The 21,693-nt window shown below is 62.0% G+C and carries 24 protein-coding genes; 13 read left to right on the forward strand and 11 right to left on the reverse strand.

Features of this window, described 5'->3' with window-relative positions; all coding sequences use genetic code 11:
• Positions 1-45: 45 nt before the first annotated feature.
• Genes ASD12_RS31545 through ASD12_RS31555 form a run of 3 tightly spaced genes read left to right on the forward strand, consistent with a single transcriptional unit; the run spans position 46 to position 4,439 of the window.
• Positions 46-507: a DUF559 domain-containing protein gene (locus tag ASD12_RS31545; RefSeq protein ID WP_056596910.1), complete on the forward strand. Its 462-nt coding sequence runs from the start codon at positions 46-48 to the stop codon at positions 505-507.
• Positions 504-3,074, forward strand: coding sequence for an FAD-dependent oxidoreductase (locus tag ASD12_RS31550; RefSeq protein WP_056596260.1), 2,571 nt, complete (start codon positions 504-506; stop codon positions 3,072-3,074). The genes ASD12_RS31545 and ASD12_RS31550 overlap by 4 nt, the downstream gene beginning before the upstream one ends.
• Positions 3,075-3,083: 9 nt before the next feature.
• Entirely contained in the window at positions 3,084-4,439 is a 1,356-nt protein-coding gene (locus tag ASD12_RS31555) for a Xaa-Pro peptidase family protein (RefSeq protein ID WP_056596263.1), read from the forward strand.
• On the opposite strand, the gene ASD12_RS31560 is transcribed toward ASD12_RS31555, so the two are convergent.
• Both ASD12_RS31560 and ASD12_RS31565 read right to left on the reverse strand, forming a co-directional pair.
• Complete coding sequence (locus tag ASD12_RS31560) at positions 4,404-5,231, reverse strand: PhnD/SsuA/transferrin family substrate-binding protein (RefSeq protein ID WP_056596266.1); 828 nt, start codon at positions 5,229-5,231, stop codon at positions 4,404-4,406. The two genes, ASD12_RS31555 and ASD12_RS31560, sit on opposite strands and share 36 nt — an antisense overlap.
• A gap of 83 nt (positions 5,232-5,314) precedes the next feature.
• Positions 5,315-6,325, reverse strand: coding sequence for a fatty acid desaturase (locus ASD12_RS31565; RefSeq protein ID WP_056596269.1), 1,011 nt, complete (start codon positions 6,323-6,325; stop codon positions 5,315-5,317).
• A gap of 223 nt (positions 6,326-6,548) precedes the next feature.
• Here ASD12_RS31565 and ASD12_RS31570 point away from each other — a divergent pair, with 223 nt between their 5' ends.
• Complete coding sequence (locus ASD12_RS31570; protein ID WP_056596272.1) at positions 6,549-7,406, forward strand: helix-turn-helix transcriptional regulator; 858 nt, start codon at positions 6,549-6,551, stop codon at positions 7,404-7,406.
• A gap of 131 nt (positions 7,407-7,537) precedes the next feature.
• Entirely contained in the window at positions 7,538-8,560 is a 1,023-nt protein-coding gene (gene bmt, locus ASD12_RS31575) for a betaine--homocysteine S-methyltransferase (protein WP_056596275.1), read from the forward strand.
• Positions 8,561-8,576: 16 nt separating this feature from the next.
• Here the strand turns inward: bmt and ASD12_RS34720 are convergent, their stop codons facing one another.
• From ASD12_RS34720 to ASD12_RS31590, 3 genes are all read right to left on the reverse strand, one after another.
• Positions 8,577-8,843 carry a hypothetical protein gene (locus ASD12_RS34720; protein ID WP_244483032.1) on the reverse strand — a complete coding sequence of 89 codons (267 nt, stop codon included), beginning with the start codon at positions 8,841-8,843 and terminating at the stop codon, positions 8,577-8,579.
• Between the two features lie 212 nt (positions 8,844-9,055).
• Positions 9,056-11,164 carry a VWA domain-containing protein gene (locus ASD12_RS31585; RefSeq protein WP_056596278.1) on the reverse strand — a complete coding sequence of 703 codons (2,109 nt, stop codon included), beginning with the start codon at positions 11,162-11,164 and terminating at the stop codon, positions 9,056-9,058.
• 2 nt (positions 11,165-11,166) lie between these two features.
• Positions 11,167-11,727: an RNA polymerase sigma factor gene (locus tag ASD12_RS31590; RefSeq protein WP_056596281.1), complete on the reverse strand. Its 561-nt coding sequence runs from the start codon at positions 11,725-11,727 to the stop codon at positions 11,167-11,169.
• A gap of 156 nt (positions 11,728-11,883) precedes the next feature.
• Between ASD12_RS31590 and ASD12_RS31595 the strand changes: the two genes are divergently transcribed.
• The 6 genes from ASD12_RS31595 (at position 11,884) to ASD12_RS31620 (ending at position 14,274) form a co-directional block, all read left to right on the forward strand.
• Positions 11,884-12,207 (forward strand): metalloregulator ArsR/SmtB family transcription factor, encoded by a 324-nt coding sequence (locus ASD12_RS31595; protein ID WP_056596284.1) that lies wholly within the window; start codon positions 11,884-11,886, stop codon positions 12,205-12,207.
• Positions 12,204-12,614, forward strand: a complete 411-nt coding sequence (locus ASD12_RS31600; RefSeq protein ID WP_056596287.1) for an SRPBCC domain-containing protein — start codon at positions 12,204-12,206, stop codon at positions 12,612-12,614. Before ASD12_RS31595 ends, ASD12_RS31600 begins: the two co-directional genes overlap by 4 nt.
• A gap of 58 nt (positions 12,615-12,672) precedes the next feature.
• Positions 12,673-12,894, forward strand: coding sequence for a hypothetical protein (locus tag ASD12_RS31605; RefSeq protein WP_056596290.1), 222 nt, complete (start codon positions 12,673-12,675; stop codon positions 12,892-12,894).
• A 12-nt stretch (positions 12,895-12,906) separates the two neighbouring features.
• Positions 12,907-13,347, forward strand: coding sequence for a DUF1801 domain-containing protein (locus tag ASD12_RS31610; RefSeq protein ID WP_082525783.1), 441 nt, complete (start codon positions 12,907-12,909; stop codon positions 13,345-13,347).
• A gap of 83 nt (positions 13,348-13,430) precedes the next feature.
• Positions 13,431-13,823, forward strand: a complete 393-nt coding sequence (locus ASD12_RS31615) for a VOC family protein (RefSeq protein ID WP_056596293.1) — start codon at positions 13,431-13,433, stop codon at positions 13,821-13,823.
• Between the two features lie 43 nt (positions 13,824-13,866).
• On the forward strand, positions 13,867-14,274 hold the full coding sequence (locus tag ASD12_RS31620) for a DUF1801 domain-containing protein (protein WP_056596296.1): 408 nt from the start codon (positions 13,867-13,869) through the stop codon (positions 14,272-14,274).
• 34 nt (positions 14,275-14,308) lie between these two features.
• On the opposite strand, the gene ASD12_RS31625 is transcribed toward ASD12_RS31620, so the two are convergent.
• The 4 genes from ASD12_RS31625 to ASD12_RS31640 form a co-directional block, all read right to left on the reverse strand.
• Positions 14,309-15,487 carry an NAD(P)/FAD-dependent oxidoreductase gene (locus tag ASD12_RS31625; RefSeq protein WP_056596299.1) on the reverse strand — a complete coding sequence of 393 codons (1,179 nt, stop codon included), beginning with the start codon at positions 15,485-15,487 and terminating at the stop codon, positions 14,309-14,311.
• 100 nt (positions 15,488-15,587) lie between these two features.
• Positions 15,588-16,325, reverse strand: a complete 738-nt coding sequence (locus ASD12_RS31630; RefSeq protein WP_056596302.1) for a dienelactone hydrolase family protein — start codon at positions 16,323-16,325, stop codon at positions 15,588-15,590.
• 106 nt (positions 16,326-16,431) lie between these two features.
• Positions 16,432-17,121, reverse strand: a complete 690-nt coding sequence (locus ASD12_RS31635; protein ID WP_056596305.1) for a 4Fe-4S dicluster domain-containing protein — start codon at positions 17,119-17,121, stop codon at positions 16,432-16,434.
• An 89-nt stretch (positions 17,122-17,210) separates the two neighbouring features.
• The gene (locus ASD12_RS31640; protein WP_056596308.1) at positions 17,211-18,785 is read right to left on the reverse strand and encodes a trimethylamine methyltransferase family protein; all 1,575 of its coding nucleotides are present in this window, start codon (positions 18,783-18,785) and stop codon (positions 17,211-17,213) included.
• A 275-nt stretch (positions 18,786-19,060) separates the two neighbouring features.
• Between ASD12_RS31640 and ASD12_RS31645 the strand changes: the two genes are divergently transcribed.
• Positions 19,061-19,759 (forward strand): B12-binding domain-containing protein, encoded by a 699-nt coding sequence (locus ASD12_RS31645; RefSeq protein WP_027029468.1) that lies wholly within the window; start codon positions 19,061-19,063, stop codon positions 19,757-19,759.
• 81 nt (positions 19,760-19,840) lie between these two features.
• On the opposite strand, the gene ASD12_RS31650 is transcribed toward ASD12_RS31645, so the two are convergent.
• On the reverse strand, positions 19,841-19,981 hold the full coding sequence (locus ASD12_RS31650) for an entericidin A/B family lipoprotein (protein WP_013531174.1): 141 nt from the start codon (positions 19,979-19,981) through the stop codon (positions 19,841-19,843).
• A 64-nt stretch (positions 19,982-20,045) separates the two neighbouring features.
• Here ASD12_RS31650 and ASD12_RS31655 point away from each other — a divergent pair, with 64 nt between their 5' ends.
• Positions 20,046-20,678, forward strand: a complete 633-nt coding sequence (locus ASD12_RS31655) for a DUF1638 domain-containing protein (protein WP_056596311.1) — start codon at positions 20,046-20,048, stop codon at positions 20,676-20,678.
• Here the strand turns inward: ASD12_RS31655 and ASD12_RS31660 are convergent.
• A complete protein-coding gene (locus ASD12_RS31660; protein WP_056596315.1) occupies positions 20,668-21,597 on the reverse strand; it encodes an NAD(P)-dependent oxidoreductase in 930 nt (309 codons plus the stop codon). The two genes, ASD12_RS31655 and ASD12_RS31660, sit on opposite strands and share 11 nt — an antisense overlap.
• Between the last annotated feature and the right edge of the window lie 96 nt (positions 21,598-21,693).

The raw sequence follows: 21,693 nt of genomic DNA on the forward strand, positions 1-21,693 counted from the left end.
CTCCCTCCGGAGGGGGGAAAGGTGGCGCCGCGAAGCGGCGACGGAGTGGGGGAAGCCCGCCCCGCAACACGCGGCCGCCGCAAAACGGGCACCACCCGGCGAGCCAGAAAACTCAGGCAAGATGACAACCAGGCCGAAGCGCTGCTTTGGCTGGAGTTAAAAACCCGCAGACTTGGCATCTACAAGTTCACGCGACAGTTCTCTATCGGACCATACTACGCGGACTTCGCCTGCCGCGAAAAATGGCTTGTCGTGGAAGTCGACGGGCCCCAACACGCCGGCAGTTCCTATGATCGCCGCCGCGATGATTTCATGCGCGCTCAAGGCTATTCGATCCTGCGTGTTTGGAGCGATGACGTACTGAGACAGCGTACCTCGGTCTGTGAAACCATCCTCGCCGCGCTTGATGGCAGGCTGGTCGAGAACATCGCTGCATCCGATCTCCGCTTTGTTTTCATGCCGCACTCACCCGACTCAATCTCTTCAAAAACGGACCCATCTAGATGAAATCTCATGTAAAAGCGGTTGTCATCGGCGGCGGCGTCGTCGGCTGCTCGGTTCTCTACCACCTGGCCAAGGCCGGCTGGACCGACATCATGCTGATCGAGCGCTCCGAACTCACCTCTGGCTCGTCCTGGCACGCGGCGGGCGGCTTTCACACGCTGAACGGCGACCCCAACGTCGCCAAGCTGCAGGCCTATACGGTGCAGCTCTACAAGGAGATCGAGGAGATATCAGGCCAATCCTGCTCGCTGCACCTGACCGGCGGCGTGATGATGGCCGATACGCCCGAGCGCATGGACTTCCTGCGCCTTGCCCACGCCAAGGGCCGCTATCTCGGCATGGACACCGAACTGATCACCCCGTCCGAGGCCAAGGCGATGTTCCCGCTGATGGACGAGACCAATTTCGTCGGCGCCATGTGGGATCCGGTCGAAGGGCATCTCGACCCGTCAGGCACCACGATCGCCTACTCCAAGGCGGCCAAAAAACTCGGCGCCGAAATCGTGCTGCGCAACCGCGTCGTCGAACTGACGCAAGAGGTCGACGGCACCTGGAACGTCGTCACAGAACAGGGCACGGTTAAGGCCGAGCATGTCGTCAACTGCGGCGGCCTGTGGGCACGCGAGATCGGCCGCATGGTCGGCGTCGAGCTGCCGGTGTTGGCCATGGAGCACATGTATCTCCTGACCGAGCCGATGCCGGAGGTCGAGGAATTCAACAAGTCGACCGGGCGCGAGATGATCGGCGTGCTCGACTTCAAGGGCGAGATCTACACCCGCCAGGAGCGCAACGGCATCCTGCTCGGCACCTATGAGAAGGCCTGCAAGCCGTGGTCGCCAATCAACACCCCTTGGGATTTCGGCCATGAACTGCTGCCGCCGGACCTCGACCGCATCGCGCCGTCGCTGGAAATCGGCTTCAAGCATTTCCCCGGCATCGAGAAGGCCGGCATCAAGCAGATCATCAACGGCCCCTTCACCTTCGCGCTCGACGGCAACCCGCTGGTCGGCCCGGTACAGGGCCTGACCAATTTCTGGTGCGCCTGCGCCGTGATGGCCGGCTTCAGCCAGGGCGGCGGTGTCGGTCTGGCGCTATCCAACTGGATGGTGCATGGCGACCCCGGCTTCGATGTCTGGGGCATGGATGTCACCCGCTTCGGCGAATGGGCAGGCCTGCGCTACACCAACGCCAAGGTGCGCGAAAACTATTCGCGTCGCTTCTCCATCCGCTTCCCCAACGAGGAACTGCCGGCCGCCCGGCCGGCGCAGTCGACGCCGCTCTACGACACGATGCTCGCCAACAATGCCGTCATGGGCGACTCCTGGGGTCTCGAAACGCCGCTCTGGTTCGCACCGAAGGGCAAGGAACCGAAGGACATTGTATCCTTCCACCGTTCCAACGATTTTGGGCCGATCGGCGAGGAAGTGCGCGCCACGCGTGATCGCGTCGGCGTCACCGAGATCGCCAACTTCGCCAAATACGAAGTGTCGGGACCTGGGGCGGAAGATTTCCTCAACCGGCTGATGACCAACCGCATGCCGAAGACCGGCCGCATCGTGCTGACGCCGATGCTCAACGAATTCGGCAAGCTGATTGGCGACTTCACCATCGCCAAGGCATCGGAAGACCGTTTCATGATCTGGGGCTCGTCGGCGGCGCAGAAATACCACATGCGCTGGTTCGAAAAGCATCTGCCGAAGGACGGGTCGGTGCGCATCCACCGCTTCGACCAGACGCTGGTCGGCCTGTCGATCGCCGGGCCAAGCGCGCGGGATTTGCTACAAAAGCTCGTGGACGTCGACATCTCGACCAAATCCTTCCGCTTCATGGATTTCCGCGAGATGGCGGTTGGCGGCGCGCCGTGCCTGGTCAACCGCATCACCTACACCGGCGACCTCGGCTACGAGATCTGGATGGCGCCGGCCTACCAGCGCCTCGTCTATCATCAGATCAAGGACGCCGGCGAGGAATTCGGCCTCGTCGATTTCGGCATGCGCGCTCTGCTGTCGATGCGCCTGGAAAAGAACTTTCCGACCTGGTTCCGCGAGTTGCGGCCGATCTACGGACCGTTCGAAGGCGCGATGGACCGCTTCATCAAGCTGGAGAAAAACGATTTCATCGGCCGCGAGGCTGCCGCCAAGGAACAGGCCGAGGGACCAAAACTGCGCCGCGTCTCCTTCATCGTCGATGCCGCCGATGCCGATGTGATGGGCGACGAGCCGATCTGGGCCAAGGTCAGCAAGGACTATGGCACGGTGGAAAAGCCGCATGGCTACGGCGCGCCGCGCTTCGACAAGGCCGGCAAGGAAATACGCGGCTCCAAGGCTGCCGAAGGCGCGTCCGCCGTGCGCGGCATCGTCGATGGCGACTGGCGTGTGGTTGGCTGGGTCACGTCGGGCGGCTACGCCCACTATGTGCAGAAGTCGATGGCGCAAGGCTATGTGCCGGCAGCCCTTGCCGAGGACGAAAGTGCGGGCCTGTTCGAGATCGAGATCCTCGGACACCGCCGGCCGGCCCGCATCAATGTCGAGGCGCCCTTCGACCCAAGCGGCGAGAAGATGCGGACGTGAGGTTCGGCCATGGAGAACGGGGCGCCAAAGGGCAGTTTTGGCCGCCATCGCAAGATCATGCCGTTCGAGCCAGGCTCGATCGAGGCTCTCCGCGACGCCTCCCGTCACAAGGCGGCGTCGCTCAACCAGCATGTGCTGGGCTATGGCGCACAGGCAGAGGCTGAATGGTTCGCGGCAGGCATTGCCGCTCCCGATCTGCCCGTCATGCGCCAATATCGGCTGGACCGCATCCGCGCCGAACTGAAGCGCCGTGGCTATGCCGGCGCCTTGCTCTATGACCCCGTCAACATCCGCTACGCCACCGACAGCACCAACATGCAGCTGTGGGTGGCCCACAATCCGACGCGGCATTGCTTTGTCGCCACTGAAGGCCCGGTGGTGCTGTTCGATTATTTTTCCTGCGAGCACCTGTCCGATCATTCCGGCGTGGTCGACGAGGTGCGGCCAGCGGTGTCGTGGATGTATCTTTATGGCGGCGAGCTGACCGAGCAGAAAGTCCGCCGCTGGGCCACCGGTATCGCCGATCTGGTCCGGGAACATGGCGGCGGCAACAGCCGCATCGTGGTCGACCACATCAACCCGGAAGGCGTCGAGGAACTCGCCCGCCTCGGCATTTCCATCGGCAATGGCGAAGCGGTGATGGAAAACGCGCGGCTGATCAAATCACCCGACGAGATCCTTGCCATGCGCCGGGCGATCGTCGCTTGCGAGGCGGCGATGGGCGAGATGGAACAGGCGCTGAAGCCTGGCATTTCCGAGAACGAACTGTGGGCGGAACTTCATCGCGGCAACATTGCGCGCGGCGGCGAATGGATCGAGACCCGGTTGCTGACGTCGGGCCCGCGCACCAATCCGTGGTTCCAGGAATGCTCGTCACGCAAGATCGAGGCTGGCGACCTCGTCGCGTTCGACACCGACCTGATCGGCCCCTACGGTTTCTGCGCTGACCTGTCGCGCACATGGCTGTGCGGCGATACAAAGCCGACCAATGAACAGCGCGACCTGTTCCGCATCGCCGCCGATCAGATCGAACACAACACGGCTCTGATGCAGCCCGGCATCTCTTTCCGCGACCTTGTCGAACGCTCGGCGGTGCCGCCCGGCGACTGCTTCTCGACGCGTTACGGCGTGCTCTATCACGGCGTCGGCCTGGCCGATGAGTATCCGACGCTGCCGCATGCCAGCGACTGGACATCAGACACGCCGGACGGCCTGCTGGAACCCGGCATGGTGCTATGTGTGGAGAGTTACATTGGCCGGCTTGGCGGGCACGAAGGTGTCAAGATCGAGGAGCAGATCCTCATCACCGAGACCGGCAACGAACAGCTCTCAACCTACCCGTTGGATGCGAGGCTGCTCAGCTAGCCCAGCAATGGCCTCACGCAGCGCCCGGACCGTCTTTTCCGGCGTTGTTGCGGCGGTGATGTAAGGCAGGCCTTTGCGCCGTCCCGTCCAGCCGACGACCGCCACTTTTTTCGCCGCTTGATCGAAGCGTTGCGCCAGCGCCCAGCTCTCGCAGTCGATCGCCGCAACATCGGCGCTGCCTTCGGCAACGGCGATGATCGAAGCACGGTGGCCGTCGCTTTCGCTGCGAGACGAGAAGATGTCCAGGCTTTCGCCGGCCGCTTGCAGGTCGCGCGTCAGTCCGAGGAATCCCGACATCGAATCGAGGCTGTTGAAGGTGAAGCGCTTGCCACGGATCAGATCCAGCGGAAGCAAGGGGCTGCCATCCGCAGACGATCGAACTTCCGGCCCCTCGCCTTTCCGCATCACCAGAGCGCTCGAATAGAGTTCGCCCTGCCCGCCTTCATAGGCGTCGTAGCTCGGCTGGCAGACCACCTGCACATGCTTGGACAGGCCGAACTCCATCGGTCCCCAGCAGGTCTGAGCGAACAACAGTGCTGGGTGCAGCCACAGTCTGTGAAAATCGAGTTCGTCCGGCGGCAATGTCGCCGGGTCGGGCGCAACGAGTTTCCCCTCAGCATCGCGAATACCGCCCGGCACCGGTGGCAGGTCACCATTGCAGCGCACCAGGGTTTGCGGCGCGTCGATGCCCTTTTGCCGGAAGGCATCGCGCAACCGCGCCCACTGGGCGTCGACCTCGTCGCGCACTTCGGGCCCATCATACATCGGCAACGCCGCAATCAATTCGCTCATGTCGGAATCTGACCATTATGCCCGGGATTGAAGGGAACCGACCGCAGCCAGTCTAGCAGGCAGCACATGGCTGCCGCAAAAACTCATTCCTTGGGCGGCTCGGCGGGGACCGGCGCGCTGCCAAGCCCGCTGATGCTGCGCGCCCTGATGCGCGGCTTGAAGGCCCTGCCCGGTTCCGGTGCGCGCCGCAGCACCGGGTGCACGATCGGTTCTTTCGCCTTGAAGGCATAGGCTTTGATCAGCGCGAAATAGTTCGGATAGGCATAGCCATTGTTCATCCGCAGCCATTCCTCACGGCGGTCACGAAACAGCTTGGGCAGCTTGTACCAGGCTACGGTCGGCGTCTTGTGGTGGACGAAATGCAGATTGTTGTTGAGGAACAGGAACGACAGCGGCGAGCGCTCGACGATCACCGTGCGGCCTTCCGGATGTTCCGACCATTGATGCTCGGCGAAAGTGCGGATCGAGATCAGCGACTGGCCGAGCCAGACCGGCACCAGAATGTAAAGCCACAGCGGGATGCCGAAGCCGAACTGGACGATCGGTATCACGATGGCAAGGCCGATCGCGTGCAGCAGCCACGCCTTGCGGATCGCCTGGTCGCCGGCGATCATTTGCCTGGCGTCGTCGATGAAGAAGCCGACGCAGGACAGCCAGGGGCCGAGCACGAAACGGCCGGCCATGGTGTTGTTGATCTTGAGCAGGAATTTCATCGTCGGCGGCAGCTCGTCATGCTGCCAGAGGGCTTGATAATAGCTCTCGGGATCGTCCAGCGGATCGGTCAGCCGCTCGTCGGCGTGGTGGCGCAGATGGATGGTCTTGAAACGGCGGAATGGCCAGACCAGACCGATCGGCAGGAACACAAAGGCTTCGTTGACCCGCGCGTTGCGCGTCGGATGACCGTGCAGCACTTCGTGCATGATCGAGGACTGCAGTGCGGCGGTGAAAGCCAGGACGGCGAGTGCCAGGACGGGGTAGGATGGCCAGAGCAGGAAACCCGTGGCGAGCCATGCTGCGTAACAGAAGAAGGCGAGTACCACGGTCGGCCACTCGATGGCCGGTACGCTGTGTCGCCTGATGCTCTTGCTCGTCATGCTATCGACCACTGTCCCTCAGTCGCCGGAATTGGTTCCTGACAGCATTGTGTCAGGAGAAATGATTCCACTCAACGAGACAAAGTGCACAAACTGTTGCGATTGCGCATTTTTGACCGCACATGTTATATATTGTAAACAGACTTAGGGATTAATTTACGCCTGAAGCAGCCCCAGAGCGGCTTCGGCGCAAATTTTTCCTCAATCGGCCTGGAGCACGGACATGGACAAGCGCGACCTGTCGACGATCTTCCGCGAACGCCTGAAAATGCTCTTGACACGCTCCGACCTCAACCAGTCGGCCTTCGCGACCGCGGTCGGCATCGACCGCTCGGCGCTGTCGCAGCTGCTGTCGGGCGCCTCGACCCGCCTGCCCCGCGCCGAAACGCTGCTCAACATCGCCGCCGAGTTCAAGGTGTCGCTGGACTGGCTTCTCGGCCTCAGTCAGGACGAAGGCCTCACCGGCGAGATCCGCGAGAGCCTGGAGATCGAGGAAGCGCCCGACGGTTTCGACCGCACGCTTCTGGCCAAATGGCACGCCGAGGCGGCAGGTACGAAGATCCGCTACGTGCCGGCCGGCATTCCCGACCTTCTGCGCACCGAAGCGCTGGTCGACTACGAGGCGGGCATCGCCAACAAGAGCCGCCTGGCGCAGGCCGGAGAAACGCAATACCGCATCGATTATAACAGGCGGCCGGAAACCGACATGGAAGTCTGCATGCCGCGCCACACGCTGGAGATCTTTGCCCGCGGGCTGGGTGTCTGGGACCGTTTCCCCGAAGCCGACCGGCGCGCGCAGCTGCTGCACATGGCGACGCTGCTCGACGATCTCTACCCGACCTTCCGGCTGTTTCTCTATGACGGGCGGATGCGCTATTCGATCCCCTACACCATCTTCGGGCCCTATCGTGCCGCCATCTATGTCGGCGACATGTATCTGGTGCTAAACGCCACCCAGCCGATCCAGACGCTGATCCAGCACTTCGACAATCTCATCCGCGCCGCCGACATCAATGCACATGAGGCGGCCGGCTTCGCGCACAGACTGGCCGGCATGTCGTTCCCAACAGGCACTGTCTGAGCTTCCGCAATCATGATCCCTCGGATGGAAACCCGCCGCCGCATTGGCGGCCGCGCTGCCGTTATTTCATTGACTACACATAAAGACTTCTTTATATCCTTATTCGACTTCGAAACATGAAAGCCCATCCGATGACGACCACCAACCCGATCGATGCGCTGCTGGCTGAAAAGGGCGTGCTGTTGGCCGATGGCGCCACCGGCACCAATTTGTTTGCCATGGGTCTGGAGGCCGGCGAGGCACCCGAGCTGCTGAACGAGACGGCGCCTGACACCATCACCAGCCTGCACCAGAATTTCGTCGATGCCGGCGCCGACATCATCCTCACCAATTCCTTTGGTGGCACCCGTCACCGCTTGAAGCTGCATCATGCGCAGGATCGCGTGCATGCGCTGAACAAGCGCGCCGCCGAACTCGCTCGCGCCGTCGCCGACAAGGCCGGCCGCAAGGTGATCGTCGCCGGCTCGGTCGGCCCGACCGGCGAATTGCTGGTGCCGCTTGGCGCCATGACCTATGACGAGGCGGTCGACGCCTTCGCCGAGCAGATCGAGGGCCTCAAGGAAGGCGGCGCCGAAGTTGCCTGGATCGAGACGATGTCGGCTCCCGATGAGATCCGCGCCGCCGCCGAGGCTGCCATCCGCGTCGGCCTGCCCTACACCTACACCGGTTCCTTCGACACAGCCGGCCGTACCATGATGGGCCTGCTGCCGAAGGACATCCACGGCGTCACCGATGGCTTGTCGCAGACGCCGCTCGGCGTCGGCGCCAATTGCGGCGTCGGCGCGTCCGACATCCTGGCCTCGCTGCTCGACATGACCGAGGCGAAACCGGAGGCAACGGTGATCGTCAAGGGCAATTGCGGCATTCCCGAATTCCGCGGCACCGAAATCCATTATTCCGGCACGCCCGAACTGATGGCCGACTATGTCAGGCTCGCCGTCGATGGCGGCGCCAAAATAATCGGCGGCTGCTGCGGCACCTCGTTCCAGCACCTTGCCGCCATGCGCAAGGCGCTCGACGCGCACACCAAGGCGGATCGTCCGACGGTTGCCGCGATCGTCGAGCGCATCGGTCCGATGCGCAACAAGGTGGCGACGGAAAACACCGTCGAAACCAGCGAAGCCCGCCGCGAGCGCCGCCGCAGCCGGGCCTGACCTTATCGGTTTTCGATTATTCGCTGTTGTCGGCGTAGCTTGACTGCGCCGACTTGAAATCGACCACATTGTCGCCGCGCCTCGTCATCAGCGCGCCGGATGAAACCGGATCGGTTATCTGCTCCAGCATAACGCGGAAGCGGTCGTTGGTCAGCGCCGACATGGCGGTGTTGCGCGCCTGTGCGACATCGTCACTGATACGCCTGGATTCTGATGATGGGGCTGATGAAACCGAGACGTCCCGTGCCGGGGGCATCGAGTTGGCGATACTTCTGATCTGCAATTTCGGCTCCCTCAAGCCCAGTACACCTGTCCCGTGTAGCAAGAGGGAGTTGCGATCCGGTACCGGAAATGCCGTGCAATTTAACGACCAGGAAATTCCTCAAAAAAAGGCCGGCAAGAGAATGAACCCCTCGCCGGCCTGCCTCACCCGCCCGTTGGTCGGTTTCCCGTATCAGAACGATCCCATCTGAAAGAAACCGGCCTTCATCACCACTACCGGTTACCGCCCAGCGCCGAGGCAAGGCGCACAAGCGAGAGGAACTCGGACCTGTACCCAAACGGGTCGGCTCCTCGAGCGGCAGTGGCGATCTCCATGATCTTGTCGTAACCGAACTTCGCGGTCGCATCCTCGTCGCGCAGCTTCTGGCCGAAGGCGGCGACAGCGACCGAGAAACGCTGGTCGGTGCTGGCCTGGTCGAAGGACGAAATCTCGTTGGCGGAGGTCACCGGCGTGGTGATCAGCTTCGAGACGTCTTCATTCGGCAGCTTGTAGCGTATCTTGACGAAGGCATATTCGTCCGCATTGGCGACGCCGCCACTATTGACCGTAGCCTGGCCATAGCGCAGCGGATCGATCCGCTCGCCGCCACTGCCCTTCGGCGTGATCTCGTAGATCGCGGTGACCGAGTGGCCGGAGCCGATATCGCCCGCATCGACGCGGTCATTGTTGAAATCCTCGCGGTTCAAGGCGCGGGTCTCGTAGCCGATCAGGCGATATTCGGAGACCTTGTTCGGGTTGAACTCGACTTGGATCTTCACGTCCTTGGCGATGGTGAACAGTGTCGAGAAGGCGTCCTCGACCAGCACCTTTTCCGCTTCGGCCAGCGTGTCGATGTAGGCGGCGGTGCCGTTGCCGTTCTGGGCGATGGTCTGCATCATCTGGTCGTTCAGATTGCCGCGGCCGAAGCCGAACACCGACAGGAAGACACCGGTCTTGCGCTCCTTTTCGATCAACCGCTTCAGATCATCGTCGTCGCTCTGGCCGACATTGAAGTCGCCGTCAGTGGCAAGCATCACCCGGTTGACGCCATCCTTGACGAAGGATTTTTGCGCCAACCTGTAGGCTTCCTTGATGCCCGCCTCGCCGGCCGTGCTACCGCCTGGCGTCAAATTGTCGATGGCACTGAGAATCTTGTCCTTTTCAGACGCCTTGGTCGGCTCCAGAACTGTGCCGGCGTCACCCGCATAGGTGACGATCGAGATGGTGTCGTCCGCCTTCAGCTTGCTGACCAGCAGCCGGAAAGCCGATTTGAGCAGCGGCAGCTTGTCCGGCTCGTCCATCGAGCCCGAGACATCGATCAGGAAGACCAGATTGGCCTTCGGCTGCTCGGCCGGCTTGACGTCAAAGCCCTTGATGGCGACATGCATCAGCCTGGTCTGCGTGCTCCACGGCGTCGGCATCACGCTGACGGTCGAGTTGAACGGTGTCGATGCAGAATCCGGACCCTTCCAGTCATAGGGGAAGTAGTTGATCATCTCCTCGACGCGCACCGTATCGGCCTGCGGCAGGGTGCCCTGCTTCAGCGAGCTGCGCACAAAGGAATAGGAGGCCGTGTCGACGTCGATCGAGAAGGTCGAGACTGGATCCTCGAGTGCCGCATGCACCGGATTGGTCTTGAAATCCTCGATGCGGTCGCGGTTTTCCGGTTGCGGCTGCATCTGGTCGGCCGGCGCCATGGCCGGTTGCTGTTGCACCATCAGCTTGGACTCGGCCGGCATGCGGGCCCGCGACGTGCTGGGCGCACTTGTCGTGCCATCGAGCGCAAACCCACCAGTCGGGGCTGGCGTGGGCGCCTTCTTGTTGGTCTGCAAAGTGCCGTATTCTGTTTCGTTGATTTTCGCCGGAGCTTCGGATTTCGGCGGCGAAGCTGGCGCAAGCAGCGCGTCAGCAGCGTCTCGGCTTTCCGCATCCGCGTCGGCCTTCTTGTCCTTGTCCAACTCGGTGCGGACCGGCTTCGGCTCGGCGGTCGTCGGCTTCACGGTCGCCGGCTTGTCGGCCAGCGTCTCGCTGATCTTCTCGTCGCCGCCGAATTTGGGCGGCTGTTCCCTCAGCAGATGGAAGGTGGCGTATCCGGCGATCGGCAGGGCGACGAGCCCGGCAAGGGCCGGCGTGGCAATGAGTTTCTTTTGCATGATCTCGCTCCAGAGCTTTTGTGCTCGCTCTGTGAGACGAAGCCCGCCAACCGATCCTTGGGTGACAGAAGAAATATTTTCCTGATCGTAGGCGCGCAGGGCGGCGTCGAAGGCGCGCGCCTTCGCGCCCTCGCCCGGTGCCGGTGCTGCGATGTCGCGCAGTCTCTTGAGTTCGTTGTCGTCGACCATGGTCACACTTCCCCGGCCGAGCGCATCAGCGTCTTCAGCCGTTTCTTCGCTTCATGGATGTGCCAGGAAACCGTCGTCTCCGAGATCGCCATCGCCTCGGCGGCGGCCGCGTGGCTCAACCCTTCGCCATAGACCAGCAGCACCGCGTCGCGTTGCTTGTCGGGCAATTGCCGAACCGCTACCCAGAGCGCTTCGGCCGGGTCCTCCGGTTCGACTGAGGCCTCGCCCGAGATCAGCGCATGGACGCCGTAGGCCTCGGTCTTGACCGTCTCGCGTGCGGTCTTGCGCATCATATCGCGCGCGGCGTTCATCGTCACGGAATAGAGCCATGTCGTGAAAGCGCCGCCGCCGCGATAGTCGCGGATCGCCTTGCCAAGCCTGACGCAGACTTCCTGGGCGATGTCTTCGGCATCGGCCTTCCTGCCGCACCAGCGATAGGCGGCGCGATAGACGAAGTCATAGTGCCTTTCCAGCAATGTGCTGAAGGCCCCCCTGTCTCCGCCCTTCGCCCGCCCGATCAGTTCGGCGTCGGAGGCTTCGCTTTCATCCAGCATCATTGCCATCATTTGCCTGTTGGACGAAGGCTAATGGCCAATCCTTGGGGCAATGGAAAGATTTTTTTGGAAACGGCCGGATCGTGCCCCATCGACGCCCCGCTTGACACATACATATCTCGACGGTTATACGTCGATCAATAGCCACCGGGTTATCAATCCCAAATGACCAACGCTCACGATGTCCTCTTCAGAACGCTCTCCGATCCGACGCGTCGGGCGATCTTCGAGCGCCTGTGCCAGCAAGGCGAGCAGACCGTTGGCGCTTTGACGGCTCAGTCCGGGGTCTCGCAGCCGGCGGTGTCGAAACATCTCGGCGTGCTTCGGCAGGCCGGGCTGGTGCGCGACCGCCATGAGGGACGGCAGACCCATTATAGCGCCCAGCTGGCAGCACTTTCCCCACTGACCGACTGGACGAACCAGATGAACGCTTTCTGGCAGAGCCGGTTCGACGACCTCGAAAATTTGCTCAAAAGAATGGACCAATGACCAACACTGCGACCGAAACGCGCTCCGTCGTCGTCGAACGTGAGATCCCCTATCCGCCGGAGAAGATCTGGCGGGCGCTCACCCAACCGCATCTGATCGAGGAGTGGCTGATGAAGAACAACTTCAAGCCAGTCGTGGACCACCGCTTCAATCTCAGCGCGGACTGGGGCGGCGTCGACTGTCAGGTCCAGACGGTCGAGCCCAACAAGACGCTGTCCTACACCTGGGACACCAAGGATCTCGAGAGCGTGGTCACCTGGACGCTCACCGCTACGAACACGGGAACCCATCTGCGCATGGAGCAGACGGGCTTCCGGCCGGATCAGCAGCCATATTTCCGCGGCGCCACGGTCGGCTGGCAAAAGTTCCTTACTGCCCTGGAAGGCGTCTTGGCGCGGCTGGATTGAAACCGCCGGCAGGCGGATCGATGGATCCGCTTCGGCTCTGCTTTAACGGGAGGTGTCATTGGACTGGAACAAGTGGATCCGGCAAATTCATCGCTGGCTGTCGATCATCTTTACGCTGACCGTCATCGCCAACTTCGTCACCATGGCATTTGGGCAGCCTCCCGCCTGGGTGGTCTACTCGCCGCTCTTGCCGCTCTTCCTGCTGCTGTTCAGCGGCCTGTACATGTTCGTGCTGCCCTATGCCGCCAAGGAGCGCGGCGTGCAGCGTGCCGGCGGATAGGAGTGGGCGGGAATGGCCAAGACGTTGGGACAATCGACCAAGGCCAAGGCTGCGCCGGTCCTGCTCTCGGGCGGCAACCCGCAAATCGCCAAGAGCGAAGGCGACGCCCCGGTGCAGGCCTACATCGCCGCAATGCCGGGCTGGAAGCGCGGCCTCGGCGAGCGCCTTGAGGCGCTCATCGTGCGCAACGTGCCCCATGTGCGCAAGGCCGTGCGATGGAACTCGCCGTTCTACGGCATCGAGGGCCAGGGCTGGTTCGTGTCGTTTCACGTTTTCACCCACTACGTGAAGGTGACGTTCTTCAGCGGCGTGTCGTTGCGACCGATACCACCCGGCGGCACAGCGAAAAGCAAGGACGTGCGCTGGATCGACATCCGCGAAGACCAGTTCGACGAGGCTCAGATGGCGGGCTGGGTGAAACAGGCCGCCGCCCTTCCCGGCTGGATCCCGTAGCGGCCGCAACGAAGTCTGCGAGCAAAATTCAAATTCTTTCCTGCCGAAAGGGCGGGACCGAAGACGACAAAGGAGAAGTAGCGATGAAGATCAAGCTGACCAGCGTGTATGTGGACAACCAGGAAAACGCACTGCGCTTCTACACCGACGTGCTGGACTTCACCAAGAAGGCCGATTTCAGCAATGGGCCTTTTCGCTGGCTGACCGTGGCCTCGGCCGAAGATCCTGATGGAACCGAGCTGCAGCTCGCGCTCAACGACAACCCGGCTGCCAAGGCCTATCAGGAAGCCATCTTCAAGCAGGGTCAGCCCGCGGTCATGTTCTTCACCGACGACGTCAAGGGCGACTACGAGCGCATCAAGGCGAAGGGTGGCGCGTTTATCAAGCCGCCGACCGAGGTCACCGGTTCGACCATCGCCCAGCTGAACGACAGCTGCGGCAACCTCGTTCAGATCACCCAGCTGGCGCGCTGGTAGTAGGACAGCGGTTGAAACGCGTCGAGGCAGAGGAAGGCAAACAATGAACCCGTCCGAACAGATCGACCAGTTGATCGCCGGCCTCACGGACTGGCGAGCCGAGACGCTCGCCGGTATCCGCAAGACCATCCTTGCAGCCGACCCGGACATCGTCGAGGAGTGGAAGTGGATGGGCAGTCCTGTATGGTGCCTCGACGGGAACATCGTGGTCGGCAACGCCCACAAGGACAAGGTGAAGCTCACCTTTTCCCATGGTGCCGGCCTGCCGGACCCCGACAAGCTGTTCAACAACGGTTTTGGCGGCAAGGTCTGGCGGGCAATCGATATAGTTGAGGGCGATAGGCTCGATGAGCGTGCCCTGAAAGACCTCGTCCGTTCCGCCATCGATTACAACCAGGCCAAAAAGAAGAAGAAAGCGCCTGCGGGGACTCGAGCGAAGGTGCAGAAGTAGCATCATCGCAATTTTCGAATTGACGCGTTTGACCCTAAGCCGCCTGGCCCGCCACCCAGCCCGACGACCACGCCCACTGGAAATTGTAGCCACCCAGCCAGCCTGTGACATCGACGGCTTCGCCGATGAAGAACAGGCCCGAAACGGATTTCGCCTGCATCGTCTTCTGGTCCAGTCCGTTGGTGTCGACCCCGCCCAGCGTCACTTCGGCGGTGCGGTAGCCCTCGGAACCGGCAGGCTTGATGCGCCAATCATTGACCGCGGCGGCGACAGTCTTGATCTGGGCGTCGGAAAGATCGGCGAGGTTGCCGTCGATCCCGGTTCGTTCAGTGATCGACTGTGCAAGCCGCTTCGGCAGATGATTTGCCAGCACGGTCTGCACCGCCTGCCGCCCATTACCGCGCTTGGCGATACGAATGAGGTCCGCCACGTCAACTCCCGGCAGCATTGCGATGCGGATTTCGTCGCCCTCGCGCCAATAGGACGAGATCTGCAGGATGGACGGTCCGCTGACGCCGCGATGCGTGAACAGCATCGCTTCGGAAAACCGCGTCTTGCCGCAGGCGACTTCCGCATTGACGGCATTGCCGGCCAGCGGCGCCAGCCGCTCGAGCGTGTTGGCATCGAAAGTCAGCGGCACCAGTGCCGGCCGCGTTTCGACAATGGCGAGGCCGAACCGTTCGGCAAGCTCATAGCCGAAGCCGGTCGCCCCCATCTTGGGGATCGACTTGCCGCCGCAGGCCACAACAACGGACTGGCAGAAAACCGTACCCGTGGAGAGGGTGAGCACAAATCCCTCCACGGTTTTGCGAACATCCTCAACACTGGTCGACAGTGCCAGCTCCACGCCCCTGCCCTGCATTTCCGAGACCAGCATGTCGATGATCTGGCGCGCGGAGCCGTCACAGAACAATTGTCCCAGCGTCTTTTCGTGATAGGCGATGCGGTGGCGTTCGACGAGCGCGATGAAATCGCGCTGCGTATAGCGGCTGAGCGCCGAAATGCAGAAATGCGGATTGCCCGACAGAAAGTTCTTTGGGCTGGCATGGATGTTGGTGAAATTGCACCGGCCGCCGCCGGAGATGCGGATCTTTTCGCCAGGCATTGCCGCATGATCGAGGATCAGCACCGAACGGCCGCGCTTGGCCGTCTCCACGGCGCACATCATTCCGGCGGCACCCGCGCCGATGATTACCACATCAAAGGATTGCATCAGGCTATTCGTTCCCGCTCGACCCGCTCATCCGGGGTCGCGCCATTTGTGCTGCCTGATAGCGCGAACGGGCCAGACAGCCAACAGCTGAACGAAGGGCTCAGATCAGTGTTTCGGCGAACAGCGTCGTCAATCGCTTCCAGTGGCGTTCGGCACCCGCGGCATTGAAAACGCTATGATCGGGTACGCACCAGCCATGTGCCACGCCGACATAGTTCTCGATGACATGGTCGACTTCCGCGACCCTGAGCGCTTCGGCCAGGCGCGCCGACTGTTCCGGCGGGAAACTCCTGTCGACGCCGGATGTGCCGACATACACTCGCGCCTTAATGGAGGCCGCCATGCGATGCGGGCTGTCGGCGGCGTCGCTGGCCAGATTTCCACCATGGAAGCTCGCGGCCGCCTTTATCCTCTCGGGATAGATTGCAGCCGCATTCAATGCCCGGCCGCCACCCATGCAGTAACCAACGGTGCCGACCGGTCCGGTGACACCTTCAGCCGAGAGCGCGTCGAGGAACGCACCGCTGTCGCTGATGGTCATATCCTGTGAGGTGCCTGTGACCAACGCCATCAGCGCCGCCTTGGTCTTTTCCTCTACGAAGGCGGTCTTGGCGTCGAAGGGCCGGTAAGGCGCATTACGGTAGAACAGATCGGGCACCAGCACCGCATAACCATCATTCGCCAGCCGCTCGGCCATGCTGTCGAGCGCCGGCCGCGGACCGAAAGCGTCCTGATAAAGAATGACACCAGCCTTGGCCGAAGATGCGTTTGCCGAGCGGAAAAGCCCTGCATTGGCGACGCCATCCCTGGTCTTGATCTGGAGGTCCTGCTGCGTCATCGCCCGCTCCGTTCCGTTGTCGTGCGATACATATCCGGCCAAACCAATACGGCAAGGCGTTCCCTGAACGCGGCGGTCAACATTTCGTGCAGGATTGCGTGACGGGTTACAGAACCGCGAATGCTGCCATATGAAAAGCCTGGACCTCCGGTGGGTAGCGATAATCGGCACCATAGGGACAGGCATTTCGATCAAGGCAACCGCCGGTCCGGCAGGGTTCGCCATTCGCTCCCCGCACATGCGCCAGGCAGGACGGGTAGACGAATTCCTGCGGAGAATAAGCGTCTACCGGACAGGATTTCAGGCACGGTTTTTCGACACAGGTATCGCAAAGGTGGGGCGCTGGCTCGGCGGCTTGAACCGGAAGCTCGTACCCGAACAGCAGCGCGCCGCGATAGGCGTGCCAGAGCCCGTATTGCGGGTGCATGAGGATGCCGAGCGGTGAAGGCTTCAGCCCCTCCGCCCGCATCGCCCATTGCTGGAACGGCAGATAAGGTCTGTCAGATGGCGAAACGGCCCTCGCCCCGAATGTGTCCGCCACGGCGCCGATCACTTCGCGCGACCACGTGTCGAGCGGATTGGCGATGCTCCGTGGTTGCTTTTCCCGCCAACGCAGGAAATGCGGCCAGGGTGCAGCGCCCGCCTGCCCCACCAGCAGGACGGCCGCTGCCGGTGCACCTGATGATCCTGTTGGCGGCGCATCGCCTGGGGCAAAATTGAAGCCGCCACGAAGGACAAGGCCGTTGGCGTGAAGCGCCGCAGCAATGCGGTCAACGCTGCCGGCGGGCACAATCATTCCTTCTTGATCGGATCGGAGAACGCGCTCCGCCAGACTTCCTTGTGGATGATGTTGGCGACTTTAGCCCCGCCTGACTCGGGCTCCTTTCAAGTGAAGGCGTCGGGCATCGACCCCTTCTTCTTGGCGATGAAGTCCTTCAAGGCTTCGTCGATGCTCGGATCGAGATGCGGCGCCTCGTAGCTTTCCAGCCAGCGGCGGGCAAGTTCGTTGGCGCGCTGCGGCGCGGTCTTCTCGCCTTCGGCCAGCCACTGCTCGTAGGAATTGTTGTCGGCGATGTTGGAGCGGTAGAAGGCGGTCTGGAAATTGGCCTGGGTGTGGTCGCAGCCGAGATAGTGGCTGCCTGGCCCGACCTGGCGGATGGCGTCCATCGCCTGGCCGTTTTCCGACAGATCGACGCCCTCGGAGAATTTCTGCGTCATGCCGAGCTGGTCGATGTCCATCATGAATTTTTCGTAACAGGAGGCGAGCCCGCCCTCGAGCCAGCCGGCCGAATGCAGCACGAAATTGGTGCCGGCCAGGATGGTCGAGTTCAGCGTGTTGGCACTTTCATAGGCTGCCTGCGCATCTGGAACCTTGGACGCGCAGAGTGAACCGCCGGTGCGGAACGGCAGGCCGAGGCGGCGGGCCAGCTGTGCGGCGCCGTAGGAAACCAGCGACGGCTCCGGCGTGCCGAAGGTCGGTGCGCCCGACTGCATCGAGATCGACGAGGCGAAGGTGCCGAACAGCACCGGTGCGCCGGGGCGGATCAGCTGCGTGAACGACGCGCCGGCCAGCACTTCGGCCAGAACCTGCGTCAGCGTGCCGGCGACCGTCACCGGGCTCATCGCACCGGCAAGGATGAACGGCGTGACGATGCAGGCCTGGTTGTGGCGCGCGTAGACCTTCAGCGCGCCGAGCATGGTCTCGTCGAACACCATCGGCGAGTTGGCGTTGATCAGGCTGGTCAGCACCGTGTTGTTCTCGACGAAATCGTCGCCGAACACGATCTTGGCCATGGCGACGGTGTCTTCGGCGCGTTCCGGCGCGGTCACCGAGCCCATGAACGGCTTGTCGGAATATTTGATGTGGCTGTAGATCATGTCGAGATGGCGCTTGTTGACCGGCACGTCGACCGGCTCGCACACTGTGCCGCCCGAATGATGGATCGACGGCGCCATATAGGCGAGCTTCACGAAATTCTGGAAATCCTCGATCGTCGCGTAACGCCTGACACCGTCGAGGTCACGCACGAAGGGCGGGCCGTAGACCGGCGCGAAAACGGTGGCATTGCCGCCGATCTGCACCGAACGCTCGGAATTGCGGGCGTGCTGGGTGTAGATGGAGGGCGCGGTCTTCAGCAGTGAGCGGCACAGACCCTTCGGAAAGTGCACGCGCTCGCCCTTGACGTCGGCGCCGGCTTCTTTCCACAATTGCAGCGCCTCCGCATCGTCGCGGAAGATAATTCCGATCTCCTCGAGCACTGTATCGGTGTTCTTCTCGATCAGCGCCAGGCCTTCTTCGTCCAGCACCTCATAAACGTTGATCTTGCGCTTGATGTAGGTGAGCTGGGTACCCGGACCGCCGCCCGAACGTGCTGCCCGCCGGGCAGCAGCCCCGCCGCTGGCGCCGCGCCCACGTCGCGCGTTTGACGCTTCCTGATCGACTGCCGCGTGTTCGCTCATGGTGGTTCTTCCCTGAATCTGTTCTTGTCTGGAATCCATAGCGGCTGCCTCTCGCCGCTTCTTGCCAGATCGTAGCCATGCACCCTATTCGAAACGGCCCGCTAGCGCCAACGCCTGTCGCAAAATCGACAAGAATTCCAAGAGAGTTACGGTCGCTTTCCTTTTGCGGGAAGTCGCAAATCAGCTATGGATACATGCCCCCAGCGGGTTAGGTATGAACGCGAATATTTTGTGCCTTGCGACATGGTCGCGATGCCGGCAGGAGCTCGATACAAATGTCCGACGACGAGATCATTCTTTCCGAACTTTCCGACGACGAGTTGGTGCAGCAGATGCACGACGATCTCTATGACGGGCTGAAGGAAGAGATCGAAGAAGGCACCAACATCCTGCTCGAGCGCGGCTGGGTGCCCTACAAGGTGCTCACCGAGGCGCTGGTCGAGGGCATGCGCATCGTCGGCGAGGATTTTCGCGACGGCATCCTGTTCGTGCCCGAAGTGCTGTTGTCCGCCAATGCGATGAAGGCCGGCATGTTCATCCTGCGCCCGCTGCTCGCCGCCACCGGCGCGCCCAAGCAGGGCAAGATGGTCATCGGCACCGTCAAGGGCGACATCCACGACATCGGCAAGAACCTCGTCGGCATGATGATGGAAGGTGCCGGCTTCGATGTCATCGATCTCGGCATCAACAATGCGGTCGAGAAATATCTCGATGCGATCGAGCAGCACCAGCCCGACATCATCGGCATGTCGGCGCTTTTGACCACGACCATGCCCTACATGAAGGTCGTCATCGATACGATGAAGGAAAAGGGCATTCGCGACGACTATGTCGTGCTGGTCGGCGGCGCGCCGTTGAACGAGGAATTCGGCAAGGCCGTCGGTGCCGATGCCTATTGCCGCGACGCGGCGGTGGCGGTCGAGACCGCCAAGGACTTCATGAAGCGCAAACACAATGTGCGGGCTTCGGCCTGATTGGCCGGTTCGGCACTGACAAAAGCCGCGCCTTGCAGCGCGGCTTTTTGTTCCCAGATGATGGAGAAGGCCGCGAGCGGATCAGGGCTTGGTGACGGTGTCCTCGACCGCCTTGGCAGTTGATTTGACATCCCTGCCGACGCCACGGACGGTGTTCGCGCAAGCAGCAAGGGCCAAGGCGCAGGCCAGGATGGCAATCGGCGTGATGCGTAGCAGTTTCATGGACGGTGTCTCCCTCAACAGATAATTTAGCGCCACAGCAACGAAGGCCGGCTCGACGGGTTCCATGGCCAAGACGCAAAAAACGAAACCGAATCAAGACGACGGGCTGCTCGTTATCGCCTGCGGGATGATTGCGCGCGAAGTTCTGGCCGTCAAGGAACAGCTCGGACTGGATCACCTCGATCTGACCTGCCTGCCGGCGGAATTCCATTTCTATCCCGACCGCATCGCTCCGGCCATGGACAAGGCAATCGAAAAGGCCAAGGCCGAAGGCTACATCAACATCTTCGTCGGCTATGCCGATTGCGGCACCGGCGGCCTGCTCGACCGCATCTGCGAAAAGCACGGCGTCGAGCGCATGGCCGGCCCGCACTGTTTCGCCTTCTATCAAGGCATGGAGGCCTACGCGAAAATCGCCGATGACGACATGATGTCGTTCTACATGACCGACTTCCTCTGCCGGCAGTTCGACGCTTTCTTCATGAAGCCGCTCGGCCTCGACAAGCACCCGGAGCTGATCAAGGACTATTTCGGCAACTACGAGAAGCTGATCTACCTTGCCCAGACCAACGATCCGGAACTCGACAAGGTCGCCGAAAAGGCCGCCAAAATGCTCGGTCTCGTCTATGAACGCCGCGCCACGGGCTATGGCGACCTCACGGCCGGAATGGCACACGCCGCTGCTGTCACGGGCTAGGCAACCCCTCTTCCACCCGCAGCGCCGCAAGCACATCGGCAAAGCTCGTCTTGCAGACAAAACCCAGCCTGTCCCTCGCACGCGACGCGTCGTAGACGCGGTCGATGGAAGAAAACATCGTCCAGCCCTTTCGCGCGTAAACCGTCGGAAAGTCCGGGAAATAGCGCGCGACGACCGATGGAGCGTCGGCGATCAGCGCCGCGCTATCATCGGGCCGGAAAGGTGTCAGCGCCGAGACGATGAAAATGTCAAATCCCAGTTGCGGCGCCTTCTCCAAGGCTGCGACATGAGCCTCCGCCGCATCTTCCACCGTCAAGCGCCGAAATAGCAATTCGTTCGCCTTGGTATTGGCATCCGACTGTTCGATCGCATGCGCCATGTCGTCGACTTCGGGAAAGAAGCGGGCCGTGCGCAGCACCATCACCGGCAACCCGTGCTGGATATGATAGAGGCGGCACAGATGCTCAGCCGAAAGCTTGGTGACGCAATAGATGTTGCGCGGCTCGGGCGACATCGCCTCCGCCAGCCATGCCGCTTTCCGAGCACCACCGCTGAACCCGTCGCGTATCGCTTGCGAAATCATCAGCGAGGTCGTCGAGGTGAAGACGAAGCGCTGCACGCAGGCCGCCACCGCCGCGTCGAGCAGGTTCAGCGTGCCTTGCACGTTGGTGGCAACGAAATCGCTGTTGGCGCGGTTCTCGATGTTGGGCTTGTGCAGCGCGCCGCTATGGATGATCGCCTCGATCCGGTTGTCGCGGACGGTGCGCATGACAAGGTCGCGGTCGGCAATTGAGCCGATCATCTGCGTTTGCGCCGATGGAACGGGATCGATCCCGGTGACATCGTGCCCAAGTGCGCGCAGACGCGGCGCCAGCGCGCTGCCCAGCCAACCCGACGATCCCGTGAGCAAGATTCGCATTCGTCACACCATGATTTTTGACCGTGACGCTGTTAAGCACGGATGACAGGCGCCAGCGACCCGATAAACTATGCACCAGATGGCAGCGCGCTGCGC

Source organism: Mesorhizobium sp. Root102, from assembly GCF_001425625.1.
In the GTDB taxonomy this organism is placed as follows: domain Bacteria; phylum Pseudomonadota; class Alphaproteobacteria; order Rhizobiales; family Rhizobiaceae; genus Mesorhizobium.

Coding starts and splice junctions, on each gene's coding strand:
- ASD12_RS31620 (WP_056596296.1), top strand. CDS start 13,867: ATGAACCCGTCCGAACAGATCGACCAGTTGATCGCCGGCCTCACGGAC.
- ASD12_RS31660 (WP_056596315.1), bottom strand. CDS start 21,597: ATGCGAATCTTGCTCACGGGATCGTCGGGTTGGCTGGGCAGCGCGCTG.
- ASD12_RS31585 (WP_056596278.1), bottom strand. CDS start 11,164: ATGGTCGACGACAACGAACTCAAGAGACTGCGCGACATCGCAGCACCG.
- ASD12_RS31630 (WP_056596302.1), bottom strand. CDS start 16,325: ATGACGCAGCAGGACCTCCAGATCAAGACCAGGGATGGCGTCGCCAAT.
- ASD12_RS31650 (WP_013531174.1), bottom strand. CDS start 19,981: ATGAAACTGCTACGCATCACGCCGATTGCCATCCTGGCCTGCGCCTTG.
- ASD12_RS31625 (WP_056596299.1), bottom strand. CDS start 15,487: ATGCAATCCTTTGATGTGGTAATCATCGGCGCGGGTGCCGCCGGAATG.
- ASD12_RS31555 (WP_056596263.1), top strand. CDS start 3,084: ATGGAGAACGGGGCGCCAAAGGGCAGTTTTGGCCGCCATCGCAAGATC.
- ASD12_RS31595 (WP_056596284.1), top strand. CDS start 11,884: ATGACCAACGCTCACGATGTCCTCTTCAGAACGCTCTCCGATCCGACG.
- ASD12_RS31610 (WP_082525783.1), top strand. CDS start 12,907: ATGGCCAAGACGTTGGGACAATCGACCAAGGCCAAGGCTGCGCCGGTC.
- ASD12_RS31590 (WP_056596281.1), bottom strand. CDS start 11,727: ATGGCAATGATGCTGGATGAAAGCGAAGCCTCCGACGCCGAACTGATC.
- ASD12_RS31655 (WP_056596311.1), top strand. CDS start 20,046: ATGGCCAAGACGCAAAAAACGAAACCGAATCAAGACGACGGGCTGCTC.
- ASD12_RS31635 (WP_056596305.1), bottom strand. CDS start 17,121: ATGATTGTGCCCGCCGGCAGCGTTGACCGCATTGCTGCGGCGCTTCAC.
- ASD12_RS31570 (WP_056596272.1), top strand. CDS start 6,549: ATGGACAAGCGCGACCTGTCGACGATCTTCCGCGAACGCCTGAAAATG.
- bmt (WP_056596275.1), top strand. CDS start 7,538: ATGACGACCACCAACCCGATCGATGCGCTGCTGGCTGAAAAGGGCGTG.
- ASD12_RS31550 (WP_056596260.1), top strand. CDS start 504: ATGAAATCTCATGTAAAAGCGGTTGTCATCGGCGGCGGCGTCGTCGGC.
- ASD12_RS31640 (WP_056596308.1), bottom strand. CDS start 18,785: ATGAGCGAACACGCGGCAGTCGATCAGGAAGCGTCAAACGCGCGACGT.
- ASD12_RS31600 (WP_056596287.1), top strand. CDS start 12,204: ATGACCAACACTGCGACCGAAACGCGCTCCGTCGTCGTCGAACGTGAG.
- ASD12_RS31565 (WP_056596269.1), bottom strand. CDS start 6,325: ATGACGAGCAAGAGCATCAGGCGACACAGCGTACCGGCCATCGAGTGG.
- ASD12_RS31560 (WP_056596266.1), bottom strand. CDS start 5,231: ATGAGCGAATTGATTGCGGCGTTGCCGATGTATGATGGGCCCGAAGTG.
- ASD12_RS31645 (WP_027029468.1), top strand. CDS start 19,061: ATGTCCGACGACGAGATCATTCTTTCCGAACTTTCCGACGACGAGTTG.
- ASD12_RS31615 (WP_056596293.1), top strand. CDS start 13,431: ATGAAGATCAAGCTGACCAGCGTGTATGTGGACAACCAGGAAAACGCA.